The organism is Psychrobacter sp. Choline-02u-9 (assembly GCF_002836505.1).
Classification (GTDB): Bacteria; Pseudomonadota; Gammaproteobacteria; order Pseudomonadales; family Moraxellaceae; genus Psychrobacter.
Genome location: NZ_PJBF01000057.1, coordinates 45,395 through 58,783, shown reverse-complemented (window position 1 = coordinate 58,783; position 13,389 = coordinate 45,395). Strand labels below are relative to the sequence as shown.

Here is a 13,389-nt window from a genome sequence, read left to right as displayed (position 1 = left end):
TCTACCTTTAAGGCGGTTTTTGATGGCCTGTTTGGTAGTGGTGATATCAAGCATACTTTCATCCTTGTGTTTGCATGACTGGCATTTTATAGCTGGCTTTAGAGCCATTTATCGCATCTATTAACCGCAAGCGGTAAAATCTAACGATTTAAAATGGGCAGGGACTTTCCCAATCCATCCAAGCACCCAGTACCGGATGCTTTAAACGCAATTGCTGTGCATGTAAGTTGAGCCTCGGGGCTATCTCTAGTGCAGCACCTTCAGCATAAATCGGATCGCCAATCATCACATGGTCGACATGCACCATATGTACGCGTAGCTGATGACTACGGCCCGTGACTGGCTTTAGCATGACCCGAGTGACTGCCTCGCCATTACAGGTTTCGTGAGCCACAACTTCATATAACGTCAGCGCATGCTTTGACCAGTCGTGGTCGACGATATGGCGCGGTTTGGTACTTGGCTCATAGCGCACTGGCACTGATATCTCACCAGTTGCGCCGACCTGCTCCCATTCACCAAAAACACGTGCTTGGTATTTCTTTTGCGGTAGACGCTCGATGAATTGCTTACTGATATTGGTTTGCGCTGCTGCGTTTTTTGCAAAAATAAGCAGTCCCGAGGTGTCCATATCTAAACGATGAATCAATTTGACAGCTGGATTGGCGCGCTCAAGACGAGCAAGCAGACTGACTTTGAGTGTTTTACCATCGACGCTTAATAGGCCTGCAGGTTTATCAACCACCCAAATGTCATCGTCTTCATAAACCGTAATTTCTTGCGCAAATTTTTTGAAAAACTCAAGCGGATAAGCGCCTTCTTGGGCATTGAGGGCATTAACTTCTTCATCGGTAAAAGGCATAAATTTAACTACTTATGTAAATTGGTTTTAAGATAAGGATTTTTGGTGGTTAATCTTTTGGACATGATAGCTATATTTGGCACGATAGCCACTTTATGAGCAACGGTTATATGGACAAAAGGGCAAAACTTTGACTGATTTTTAATGTCATTAATATCGCTAGCTACTAATCACTAGCTACTATATAAACGAGGTAAACATAAGACTTCTACCTTGCTGAGATACATACTTTGATAAGGATAATCGTATTAAATAACAGATTAGACACTCTTGTGCTGCACCGTTTCGATTTATTGTGCTAATACTAGTTGTTAAACAATTTAACCAGCCTGTATCTGTCAAATTAGGGCAAACATGTTAATATAATGGCACATTTTCACCCCTTCTAAACAATTCTTTGACCACCAACTGATTTATTATTAAACCAATATATATGTTGATGAGTGGTGATAGAAGTAATAAAACAAGAGAGATAAAATTATGTCAGACCTTATTGTACATACTACCGACACAGACTTTGATCAAGACGTTCTACAATCAGACGTACCTGTACTAGTAGACTTCTGGGCGCCATGGTGTGGTCCTTGTAAAGCCATTGCTCCTATTTTAGAAGATCTAGCGACTGAGTACCAAGGTAAAGTTAAAATCGTTAAAGTAGACGTAGACAACAACCCACAAGCGGCTAGCCGTTTCGGTATTCGTAACATCCCAACGCTATTTGTATTCAAAGATGGCGAAAAAGTTGATTCAGTAATGGGCCTACAGCCAAAAGCTGAATTGGCTAAAGTATTAGACAAGCATTTATAAGTTACATTTGCTCGCTCTAGGTTACCTTGAGCGGGTAAAATAGAATAACCGAGAAAGCCATTATCTGACTAAGATAGTGGCTTTTTTGCTTGTTTTTTGTGCAAAAAACTCGATAATGTGACTTTTTTGGCAAAATTTATTGACAACGCTATTGTGAAGACCGTATAGTCTGCTGACAAGAGAAAACCAACTGTTTTCCTAAGTATCTTGTCGCTATTCTCCTCGTGTTTATCAACAAAAACACAATCGTCATTATAAACACCATTGCTGAACAAAATGACTAAACGCAATTACTGATATTGAGTTTTTGACGCAGACTCTTATGTAGCCTTTTTTATCCTTATTTCTTATTACCTTGCCTCCAATGATGGCAATGCGTACATAAGCAGACATATAAAACCAAAACTACATAAACTACAGCGCTGTGCACACACCCATATCATCATATTACCGTTATTTTAATCACTGTCGTGACTTGTGCTGCTAATGGCATCTCTCATCTGATCAATTGCTAATGACCTATCTATGAATCTTACTGAATTAAAGAAAAAATCAATCGCTGAGCTATTGGCTATCGCCAAAGAAATGGGTCTTGATAATATGGCTCGTAGCCGTAAACAGGACATTATCTTTGCTATTTTAAAAACCCATGCGCGTAACGGTGAAGCCATTTATGGTGACGGCGTACTTGAGGTTCTTCCTGATGGTTTTGGATTTTTGCGCTCATCAGAAGGCTCATATTTAGCCGGTCCTGATGATATTTATGTCAGCCCTAGCCAAATTCGCCGTTTCAGTCTAAAAACTGGTGACAGTATCGCTGGTACGATTCGTCCACCAAAAGATTCTGAGCGTTATTTTGCATTATTGAAAGTCGGCGAGATTAACTTTGATACGCCAGATCGCTCACGTCATAAGCTTATCTTTGAGAACCTGACACCCCTATTCCCAACTGAGCATTTAAAACTTGAGCTTGGTAACGGAACCACTGAAGATTTGACTGGTCGTATCATCGATCTAATCGCTCCGATTGGTAAAGGTCAGCGTTCTATCATCGTTGCACCGCCAAAAGCGGGTAAAACGATGTTGCTACAGACCATCGCACAATCAATCACTCGTAATAATCCTGAATGCTATTTAATCGTATTATTGATTGATGAACGTCCAGAAGAAGTCACCGAGATGGTGCGTACAGTACGCGGTGAAGTGGTTGCTTCTACTTTTGATGAGCCGCCACAGCGTCACGTACAAGTGGCTGAAATGGTCATCGAAAAAGCCAAGCGTTTGGTTGAACATAAGCAAGACGTGGTGATTTTACTTGATTCAATTACGCGTCTAGCACGTGCTTATAACACGGTCATTCCGTCGTCAGGTAAAGTATTGACCGGTGGTCTGGATGCCAATGCTCTAGAACGTCCAAAACGTTTCTTTGGTGCTGCGCGTAACGTGGAAGAAGGTGGTAGTTTGACCATTATTGCCAGTGCATTGATTGATACTGGCAGTAAGATGGATAGCGTCATTTTTGAAGAGTTTAAGGGAACGGGTAACCAAGAGATTACGCTTGAGCGTGACTTGGCTGAAAAACGTGTATTCCCTGCGATTAATATCAAAAAATCTGGTACACGCCGCGAAGAGCGTCTATTGGACGAAGACAAGCTGCGTAAAGTATGGATTTTACGCAAACTGCTTCAACCGATGGATGGCGTACAAGCCACTGAGTTCTTATTGGATCGCCTAAAAGAAGCGAAAACCAATGATGAATTCTTTGAGCAAATGAAGCGTAAATCACAAAACTAATTCTTAGTTAACTTGTTAAACATATTCAGCTTTGATTTGAAATTAAGACTACCTATAGGTAGTCTTTTTTATGACAGCATCAAAATATTAATAGTTAAACCCATTAAAATGTAATTCCTTCTGTCGTTTACAGCTATTGGTGATGATACAGTACGGCAACATCGCTTACATCTCGTTTGCAAAGTTTAGCGCTTTTACTACGACTATATTATTAGTAACCGACTATTATGACAGACAGTAGGAATATACTTGAAAATATCATGGACACAGTATTTTGAAGGTATTGTATTTTAAACTTGATGACTTAATAGGTGATAATATGAAATTTGCTAAAACGATCGCAATGACTGCAATTACTAGCTCAGCCCTAATCATGACTGGTTGTAACTCTTATAGCGGTATGAGCAATACAGCTAAAGGTGCTACCGCTGGCGCAGCAGCTGGTGCTCTTATTAGAAGCAAAGGCGACAGCAAAGATATCGCTCGTGGCGCATTGGCTGGTGCAGCGATTGGCGGTGCTGGTGGTTATGTTCTTGACAACAACTAAATCTTTCTACGCTGATATTATTTGACAATTGATTGAGTAATATCAGATAAAAGATGATAAAAAAGCCTGCAATTCGTTGCAGACTTTTTTATGTCTTAATTTTGATTATAAGTCCATGCGCTAGACTTATAATCAAAAACATTATTATTAGAAATACATCATTAGTCAAATACACAGTTATTAATACATATGGCCATTAAAGTGCACCGCTGAACGTATCGCAAGATTGTACATTACCGCTTTCTAGACCACGGGTGAACCATTCGACACGTTGTTGACTGGTACCATGAGTAAAGTTATCGGGCACTACTGCACCACCACTCGCTTTCGCTAGACGATCATCACCAATTTGACTAGCTGCATTCACCGCTTCATCAAGATCTCCAGCTTCTAAAAACTGTACACGCTCTTGATTGCGCTGTGCCCATACACCAGCAAAACAATCCGCTTGCAACTCTTGCAATACTGATAGCTTATTGGACTGTGCTTGGGTCACTTGCTGACGAGCTTCATTGACCTGTTGGCTAATGCCCAGTAGCGTCTGAACATGATGACCGACCTCATGCGCTATCACGTAGGCCTGTGCGAAATCGCCAGCCTTGCCTTGGTTCTCTTCACCACCAGAGCCTTGCTGATCGCCTGAAATACCAAGATTCTGACGCATCTCTACAAAGAATGACGTATCCAAATAAACAGTCTGATCCCCTGGACAATAAAATGGACCGGTTGCAGAGCTAGCACTACCACATGCTGAGCTGACCTGACCATTAAACAAAATCAATGACGGTTCTTGATAAGTACTACCAGCTTCATTAAAGATTTGATGCCAGACTTCTTCTGTATCTGCTAGTACAACTTTCACAAACTGCGTGTCTCGGTCTGTGCTGGTTGCCAGCTCAGTAGATGATTCACTACTACCACCTGTAACCGCTTGACCTGTCTGTAATGCGGTCATTGGGTTTACGCCAAATACCAACCATAAAATACCAGCGATAATGATACCCCCAATACCACCGCCGATCATCTTACCGCCACCTGTGCTAGAGCGCACATTAGAGCTACCTCGTCTACCTTGCCATTTCATAATTCTATTCCTCAAATATAGATTGATTCACTATTTCTATTAACTACTATCTCTATTAGCCACTACTTCTATTAATCTTTACTTATGTTATATGTTATTTGACCAGTTAACTCACGCTATGACCTAGTCTACTATCCTAAAAGCAAGTAGAAACCTATAAAATTGCTAACTTAACTAGGATTTATGTAATATAGGACCATAATCGGACTATTTAATTCAATTCTTACCCATAAAAACGGGGCTAATATCAACAATTCGAGACAAAAAATGAGAACCAAAAGAGGTCTTAATCCCTCTGATGTCATTGATTATACGTCGATTAATCTAGCCTCTTGTATTAAAAAGTATATCGGATAGCCAAAGTAAAATATTATTTTAAATTTTATTGTTACTTAATTGTACAGGCTATTTCTATTTACTTAGAAAACCTATAGAATGCGTGGAAGCTGAGTAGCTGCGACTAAGACTAGTTGAATTCTGAGAAATCTCGGATTTCGACCTTTGTTGCTGCTACTGCTCATTTCATTTTTCCGGAGAAAACCATATGAAACTTAAATTACTTGCTCTAGCTGGTATCATGACTGCAACTATGGGCCTTACTGCCTGTGATAGCAGCAAAGAAAACGCTGCTGAAGATTTATCTGACGCGCAAGAAGAAGTGCAAGACGCACAAGAAGAGCTAGCTGAAGGCGCTGCTGACGGTGAAGCTATCCCTGCTGATGCTGACGCTGCTGTTGCTGACGCTGAAGCTGACATCGCTGATGCTCAAGAAGCAACTGCTACTGACGAAATGGACGCTGAAGTTCCTGTAGACGGCGACACCACTAGCGTAGACGTAGCTAGCGAAACTGATACTGCTGCTGTTGAAGCTTCTGACGAAGTAGTAGTTGAAGAAGCTCAGTAATTTATTGTTCATACAATAGATAAACTGTAGTAAAAAAAAGAGAGCCTATGCTCTCTTTTTTTATGTCTATCATTTATGATTTTAGTAGGTTTCTACTTTATAGATAACCCTAATATGCGATGCGTGCTGCAATATCGAAATATATAGATGTACGCAAAAATAACTAAGTGCAAATACGCACTAGCATTCTTATAAACTCACGATAAAACAGACACACTATCGTTCAGCGCAGTGCCAAACTAGGTATTAGCTATCAAACAAACGCTCGTCAACCTTCTGACGAAATTTCTGCCCTGTTTTGAAAGTAACCACACGGCGTGCGGATACTGCAACAGGCTCCCCTGTTTTCGGGTTACGGCCTGGACGGCTGTTTTTATCTTTAAGCTCAAAGTTGCCAAAGCCTGAAAGCTTGACCTCTTTGCCATCAATCAAACTCTCTGACAGCTCATCAAAAAAGTTCTCCACCAGACAGCGGCCTTCTTGGCGTGTTAGGTTTAGGTGACTCATCAAATGCTCAATCATGTCAGATTTGGTTAAGGTGCTCACAGTACGACTCCTATGCTATGTCGTGATGTCGAATATCATGGTTTAGCGGTATGAGGGTTAAGGCTAGCTATTATAAAGGTTTTTTGACTGTTTTTTAACAAAGTCTTCATTAAAATCCTTTATTAATAACCACTTAACTTATTCTATGAATAGCAATGCTCCGTAGCCTCATGGTAAAAAGACTACAGAGCATTGGGTATAATACTTACTAAATGTTAGCTGTCGCGCAGCTGTACAGAATGCTGGTCAGTTAGCGCTTGTACCACTTTATCTGTGGCAGTCTTGACGGCTTCGTCAGACAACGTTTGCGTACTGTCTTGCCATATTAGTGCAAACGCTAGTGAGCGCTGACCTTCTGGTACTTTGTCACCTTGATAGACATCAAATAACCAAAGATCAGTCAACAAATCACCTGCCGCAGTTCGCACCGTTGTCTCTAGTGTCTGCAAACTGATGTCACTGTCTACTAAGATAGCAATATCACGGCGTACTTGTGGGAACTTGCTTGGTGTAGTGATAGCATGCTGCTCACGTGCAGTCGTCAATAGCGGTGCCAGTGACAATTGAGCGACCCAGGTAGTCGGCAGATCTAACTGCTTAGCAGTATTTGGGTGCAACTGACCCAACCAACCAACATATACATCATCGATATATAACTCAGCGCTTTGTCCTGGATGCAGGAAGCTCAGCGTACTACGCTCGTAGCGGATACGTGCGCTATCGATTTGTGCTGGCAATAGCTGCTCAATATCATGCTTTAGATCATAAAAATCTAAGGCGCGGTTCTGATACGCTTGTTCGCTCCATATATCACCAACTGCCACCAACGCAATACTTGGCGTTTGCACTAAGTCACTAATACTTTGTCCAACAAAGCTAAGACCTGTCTCGAAGAAACGTACGCGCGGCTGCTGACGATTTAAATTATATTGCACGCAAGGCAATAGGCTCGATAGCAAAGTACGACGCATAACGGCTAAATCACTAGAGATAGGGTTTGCCAGTGCCAACACCTCCCCTAGCGCTTCGTCATCAAGCAATGCTTCTAGTTTTGCATCACTAAAGCTAAAGCTAATCGCTTCCATATAGCCGTTGTCGACCAATGCGAGCTTCATCTCATGGGTCAAATCCGCAGTATCATCATAATCCATACTTACTTGTAAATGTGGCAGGACGCTTGGAATATTGTCATAGCCATAGATACGAGCAATCTCTTCGATTAAATCCTCGCGGATACTCATATCAAAACGGTAAGATGGCGGCTTGCAAACTAGTGAATCGCTCTGCTGCTCTACGTCAAAACCCAGTTGGGTCAAGATACGTACCATCTCAGTTGGTTCAATATCAATCCCAATGACATCACGCACTTTCGCGATTGGCAATGTAATCGGTGCACGTGCTGGCAAATGCTCAAGGTTTTCGGCCGTGACTATTTGACCTGCTTCCCCGCCAGTAATACTGGTGATTAAATCACAAGCTCGTGCCAACGCCAATGCTGGTAATTCAAAGTCGACGCCACGCTCAAAACGCTGTGATGCATCCGTATGTAGCCCGAAACGGCGTGCGCGCGCAGCGATAGCTAGCTGATTAAAGAAAGCACTTTCTACAACGATATTGGTAGTGCTATCAGTGACACTGCTACGCTGACCACCCATAATACCAGCCAGTGCCAAGGCACCTTTATCATCAGCAATCACAAGCTCATCACCGGTCAAGGTAACGGTTTGCTCATTTAGCAAAGTAATGGTTTCATCAGGCTGTGCCAAACGTACCACGATATCACCTTCGATCGTGTCTGCGTCAAACGCATGTAGCGGTTGACCCAACTCCATCAACACATAGTTGGTCACATCGACCAAGAAGTTGTGTGAACGTAGTCCTGATTGTACCAGCGCATCTTGCATCCATTTTGGAGTATCGATGCTACGGTCAATATTGTGAATCGACTGCAACAGATAGCGAGGGCACGCTTCCTTTGCATCAACTGTCACAGCCGGCGTTGCAGCAGTGCCAGCAGTATTGGCCGAGATTTCTGGCATTTGTACAGATAAATCGTTGATGACAGATATTTCACGAGCGATACCACGTACGCTAAAGCAATCACCACGGTTTGGGGTGATTGAGATATCCAATATTTGATTATCTAAACCTAGATATTCACGAATATCTGTACCAACTGGTGCATCTTTAGGCAACTCAAGCAAGCCATCTATATCATCGACTAAATCAATTTCAGAAGCGCCACATAGCATGCCATTTGAGGCCACACCGCGTAGCTTACTCTTTTTGATTTTAAACCCTTTCTTATCATCGCTTGGCAATACCGCACCAACGGTAGCAACCGGTGCTTTCATACCGACGGTCACGTTAGGCGCGCCGCAGACAATTTGTAATGGCTCAGCGTCACCGATATTTACCTGAGTAACACGTAATTTATCTGCATCAGGATGCTGCTCAACGCTGATGACTTCACCGACAACCACACCGCTAAAAGCACGGGCAACTGCATAGCGATCATCAATCTCAAGACCTGCCATAGTCAACTGTTCGGCTAACTGTTCGCTAGTATTTGTAGGGTTTACCCACTGACGTAGCCACTGTTCGCTAATTTTCATAAATATCTCGGATCAGAATTTTATAATAAAGATGTTGGAGTAAAGCTTGGCGAATTCATTTGCTATAGTCAATCCTATATAAATTAGATACAGCGTCAGGCTCGCTCAGTCTACGATTTGTAGCACTTTCACTCACTTTCCTTGGATCTAAATTATCTTGAACTGACTATATAGCTATAAAAAAAACTCTAGCCAAATTGCTTTAAGAAGCGCACGTCATTTTGGAAAAACAAGCGCAAGTCATCAATACCGTAATACAGCATCGCAAAGCGTTCGATACCCATACCAAAAGCAAAGCCAGTGTATTTGTCGCTATCGATACCGCAATTAGTCAATACTTGTGGATGCACCATGCCGCAGCCCATTACTTCAAGCCACTTGCCATTGTCATCTAAGATATCCACTTCTGCAGACGGCTCAGTGAATGGGAAAAACGACGGACGGAAACGTACGGTCAGCTCTTTGGCAAAAAACGCTTCTAGAAACTCACTGATTAAACCTTTTAGCTCAGCAAAAGTGCTCGACTCAGTGACCATAAGGCCTTCTAGCTGATGGAACATCGGCGAATGTGTTTGATCTGAGTCGTTACGATAAACACGACCTGGGCAAATGATGCGAATCGGCGGCTCATTTTTTTCCATGGTACGAATCTGGACAGGACTGGTATGCGTACGCAATAGATAATGCGCATCAAAATAAAAGGTGTCATGCATCGCGCGCGCAGGATGGTGCGACGGGATATTTAACGCTTCAAAATTATAGTAGTCGCTCTCGACTTCGGGGCCAGTTGCGACATTGAAGCCCGCTTGAATAAAGTACTGCTGCATACGCTGAGTAATCATGGTTACTGGATGCAGATGACCTTTTTGACCACCGCGAGCAGGCAAGGTAATATCAATGCTCTCGGCCTCCAACTTGGCATTGAGCGCTGCGACTTCTAGTTGCTGCTGCTGGTCTGTCAGTGCTTGCTGAATGCGACTACGCACTTGATGCAACCAGCCGCCATAAGTTTTTTTATCATCAGCATCGAGCTTGCCCATCTGCTTTGACCAGCCCGTTAACGGACTCTTTTTACCAGTCAATTGCACACGCAAATCTTGCAGTGTACGCGCATCAGTTACTTGTAAGATTAGAGCTTCAGCAGCACTCGCAAATTCGGTAAGCTGAGCTTCGTTAAGCTCATTAAGCTCTGAAGACAAGGTCGGTAGCGCCGACAAGTCGTTGGTGGCAGCAGGGTTAGTCATAAGACGCATTATTCCTGATTTGAACGGACTATTAATTGTAGGGATTTGACCAAATATTGCAAACCATTTATCCAGTTATGTTTATATAAAAGATTAATATAAAGGCTGGTTATAAGAATGGCTTGAATATTTAGACGATGATAAGCGTATTTTTGCTAGACAAAGTTCAATATAGAGCACGCTTAAAATAATTTAATATAAAAAAAGCCACCGACCAGCGGTAGCTTTTATTAATATCATACTATTAATCAATATTAGTCCTATCCATTTAGACAATTGCTTATAAATAATTATTTAAAAGCATCATACCTAAAGGACGGTTAATATTTAGGCCAATTCCGCTTTTGCTTTTTCGACCAATGCTGTGAAAGTCGCTGCATCATGCATAGCGATGTCTGCTAGGACGCGACGATCGATTGCGATGTTTGCTTTTTTCATGCCATTGATGAAGCGGCTATAGCTTAAGCCGTTTAAGCGTGCACCAGCATTGATACGTGCGATCCAAAGACGACGGAAAGTACGTTTCTTGTTGCGACGGTCACGATAAGCATATTGACCAGCTTTGGTCACTGCCTGTACCGCTACGCGGTAAACACGTGAACGGGCACCGTAGTAGCCTTTTGCGCGCTTTAAGATTTTTTTGTGACGGCGATTTGCCTGTACACCACGTTTTACACGGGCCATAATTTACTCCAAGATTTTTTAATCACTGTTAAGCGAGTGATGATGCCGTTAAATAATAAACATCATTGTCAGATTGCAAAGTCAAATATTTTCAATCAAAGATAGATGACGGTAGGCTATTAAATGTATGGGCACATACGACGAACTGCTGCTTCGTCAGACTTGTGCACCAACTTAAGACCACGCAATTGGCGAATACGCTTAGCTGATTTCTTGGTCAAAATATGGCTTTTGAATGCTTGCTTACGCTTGAAGCCATTCGCTGTTTTTTTGAAGCGTTTAGCTGCGCCGCTTCTGGTTTTCATCTTAACTTTCATGATGATTTGCCTCTTTTTCTGTTTTAGAACCTGGTCGTCAAATAGTCATGCTGAATAATCGTTATATAAATAACCACTAAACCTCTATTTGCCTCGAGGTGGGAGGCGCTATTTTAGCAGATAGTGCCTTGTTTTGCCAAGTAAAGTTTTGGCGAGGTTTTAGTAGTCAATATAGACAAGTAATCAGCATCAAATAAGCGATAGCGGCTCTCCTAAAAGCACCAATAAAACGGCTGATTTTTATCCAAATAGATTGAATGTCAGCCTAAGCTGTGCTTAAGTAGAGACTAAGCTATATCTTCATATAAACACCATTAAAACAGCTTATTTACCATGAATACTTAGACTGTAATGTATAGTCATAACGATAACAGTGCTGATAACCTACAGCACGATAAATAGAATAATCTTTGGCCATCACTCTAGGAGATAGTGTGTCAAAACAAGAGTTAGTATTCGACGACGACTTGTTTGTTTTTGAGACAGTGATGCGTGTACGTCATACGGAAGCCGACGCAGGACAGCATATGACGGTCGAATCTCTGACAGCGCTATTGTCCGAAGCACGGCTAAGATTTCTATACGCTAAAGGTATCAAAGAAATCAACGCAGACCATCAAGGCTTGATTATTGATAAATTGCAGCTAGATATTGTGAGCCGTATCCGCGTACGAGAAGAGCTGTTATTTGAAGTTGGTGTTGAGCCAATATATGATAATGGCGGTAATATAATCCTAAAGGTCACGCGGATGCACACGGGCGAGATAGTAGCAAAAGCGCGCCAGCACTTTCGAGGTTACGACTTTAACCTCAATAAAGTGACTAAGCTTGATAATACGATCAAAGAAGCGTTGTATCCGCATTTATTTAGACTGTAGAATCGCTTGTTATAAATAGTATGCTGTCATTTAGCATAGTTGCACTCTATAGCACATTTAGTTGACATCATATTGCTAGCTGTCAGCATATTGCAGAGCATTTCAGATAATCTCCCCGCTTTAATCATAAGTAGTATAATTGCTTATCACTCTTTTTCACTTTCTACCTATAAGACGACAAATACATTATGACTTTACCTGCTTGGCTGACTGCCGTAACTTTTAATGATGATGGTTTGATTCCTGCAATTGCTCAAGATCATCAGACAGGTCGTATTTTGATGATGGCGTGGATGAATGCAGAAGCATTACAGCTCACTGCACAAACACAGACAGCGGTTTATTTTTCGCGCTCACGTGCCAAACTGTGGCATAAAGGTGAGTCATCAGGTCATACACAAACTGTGCATGATATTCGTCTAGACTGTGATGCAGATGTGATTGTGCTTAGTGTCACTCAAGCTGGCGGCATTGCTTGCCATACAGGACGCGAGTCGTGCTTTTATCAGCGTTTGGATTTATCAGGTCAAACGCCTGAATGGCAAACCGTCGATAAAGTATTGAAAGACCCTGCGGATATTTATCATTCTCATGAATCTACTAGCGACACTCATGAAATTGAAAACACTGGCGCGAATACTGACTCTGATACCATCCAAGCACAACCTGATACAGCTCAAGCGCAAGTCGATAAAGCCTCTGTCTTACAGCAGCTTGATAGCGTATTAGCAGAGCGTAAACAAGCCGATGCCGACAGCTCTTATGTGGCCAGTCTGTATGCCAAAGGATTAAATAAGATATTAGAAAAAGTCGGTGAAGAGAGCACAGAGAGTATCATCGCTGCCAAAGATTTTGCTAACTGTGATGAGAGTACAGACAAAGCAAGCTATGATGAAGCTCGTCATGAGCTGATCTATGAAGTCGCCGATGTCTGGTTCCATACCTTGGTTGGGCTAGCATGGTTTGATATAGAGTCGGATGCCGTGTTAAACGAGCTAGGCAGACGTTTTGGGTTATCCGGTATCGATGAAAAAGCCGCTAGATAAGCCTAAATAAAAAATAAACGTCTATTTTATTTGATTATTGTTGCTTTCACCTATTTGTAAT

At 42.1% G+C, this 13,389-nt stretch carries 13 protein-coding genes; 6 read left to right on the top strand and 7 right to left on the bottom strand.

Translation table 11 applies throughout. The annotated features are described in order from the left end of the window. Positions 1-148 precede the first annotated feature (148 nt). The gene (locus tag CXF69_RS10000) at positions 149-862 is read right to left on the bottom strand and encodes an RluA family pseudouridine synthase (protein WP_101204905.1); all 714 of its coding nucleotides are present in this window, start codon (positions 860-862) and stop codon (positions 149-151) included. Positions 863-1,342: 480 nt separating this feature from the next. Between CXF69_RS10000 and trxA the strand changes: the two genes are divergently transcribed. The 3 genes from trxA (at position 1,343) to CXF69_RS09985 (ending at position 4,010) form a co-directional block, all read left to right on the top strand. After that, on the top strand, positions 1,343-1,669 hold the full coding sequence (trxA, locus tag CXF69_RS09995; protein ID WP_057761928.1) for a thioredoxin: 327 nt from the start codon (positions 1,343-1,345) through the stop codon (positions 1,667-1,669). A 525-nt stretch (positions 1,670-2,194) separates the two neighbouring features. Beyond that, a complete protein-coding gene (gene rho / locus CXF69_RS09990) occupies positions 2,195-3,463 on the top strand; it encodes a transcription termination factor Rho (protein WP_055125334.1) in 1,269 nt (422 codons plus the stop codon). 319 nt (positions 3,464-3,782) lie between these two features. Continuing rightward, entirely contained in the window at positions 3,783-4,010 is a 228-nt protein-coding gene (locus tag CXF69_RS09985) for a hypothetical protein (RefSeq protein WP_101204904.1), read from the top strand. A gap of 196 nt (positions 4,011-4,206) precedes the next feature. Here the strand turns inward: CXF69_RS09985 and CXF69_RS09980 are convergent, their stop codons facing one another. Further along, positions 4,207-5,094 carry a KPN_02809 family neutral zinc metallopeptidase gene (locus CXF69_RS09980; protein WP_101204903.1) on the bottom strand — a complete coding sequence of 296 codons (888 nt, stop codon included), beginning with the start codon at positions 5,092-5,094 and terminating at the stop codon, positions 4,207-4,209. A gap of 544 nt (positions 5,095-5,638) precedes the next feature. Here CXF69_RS09980 and CXF69_RS09975 point away from each other — a divergent pair. Beyond that, complete coding sequence (locus tag CXF69_RS09975; RefSeq protein ID WP_101204902.1) at positions 5,639-5,998, top strand: hypothetical protein; 360 nt, start codon at positions 5,639-5,641, stop codon at positions 5,996-5,998. 246 nt (positions 5,999-6,244) lie between these two features. Here CXF69_RS09975 and CXF69_RS09970 read toward each other — a convergent pair whose 3' ends face one another. The 5 genes from CXF69_RS09970 to rpmI all read right to left on the bottom strand — a co-directional run bounded on the left by CXF69_RS09970 (position 6,245) and on the right by rpmI (position 11,404). Beyond that, positions 6,245-6,544, bottom strand: a complete 300-nt coding sequence (locus tag CXF69_RS09970) for an integration host factor subunit alpha (protein WP_057761935.1) — start codon at positions 6,542-6,544, stop codon at positions 6,245-6,247. A 215-nt stretch (positions 6,545-6,759) separates the two neighbouring features. After that, on the bottom strand, positions 6,760-9,159 hold the full coding sequence (pheT, locus tag CXF69_RS09965) for a phenylalanine--tRNA ligase subunit beta (protein WP_101204901.1): 2,400 nt from the start codon (positions 9,157-9,159) through the stop codon (positions 6,760-6,762). Between the two features lie 188 nt (positions 9,160-9,347). Beyond that, positions 9,348-10,403 carry a phenylalanine--tRNA ligase subunit alpha gene (pheS, locus tag CXF69_RS09960; protein ID WP_101204929.1) on the bottom strand — a complete coding sequence of 352 codons (1,056 nt, stop codon included), beginning with the start codon at positions 10,401-10,403 and terminating at the stop codon, positions 9,348-9,350. Positions 10,404-10,730: 327 nt separating this feature from the next. Beyond that, positions 10,731-11,087 carry a 50S ribosomal protein L20 gene (gene rplT, locus CXF69_RS09955; RefSeq protein ID WP_011281252.1) on the bottom strand — a complete coding sequence of 119 codons (357 nt, stop codon included), beginning with the start codon at positions 11,085-11,087 and terminating at the stop codon, positions 10,731-10,733. Between the two features lie 119 nt (positions 11,088-11,206). Beyond that, positions 11,207-11,404 carry a 50S ribosomal protein L35 gene (gene rpmI / locus CXF69_RS09950; RefSeq protein WP_057761939.1) on the bottom strand — a complete coding sequence of 66 codons (198 nt, stop codon included), beginning with the start codon at positions 11,402-11,404 and terminating at the stop codon, positions 11,207-11,209. 434 nt (positions 11,405-11,838) lie between these two features. Here rpmI and CXF69_RS09945 point away from each other — a divergent pair, with 434 nt between their 5' ends. Beyond that, complete coding sequence (locus CXF69_RS09945; RefSeq protein ID WP_101204900.1) at positions 11,839-12,282, top strand: acyl-CoA thioesterase; 444 nt, start codon at positions 11,839-11,841, stop codon at positions 12,280-12,282. 188 nt (positions 12,283-12,470) lie between these two features. Next, on the top strand, positions 12,471-13,328 hold the full coding sequence (hisIE, locus tag CXF69_RS09940; protein WP_101204899.1) for a bifunctional phosphoribosyl-AMP cyclohydrolase/phosphoribosyl-ATP diphosphatase HisIE: 858 nt from the start codon (positions 12,471-12,473) through the stop codon (positions 13,326-13,328). The last annotated feature ends 61 nt before the right edge of the window (positions 13,329-13,389 follow it).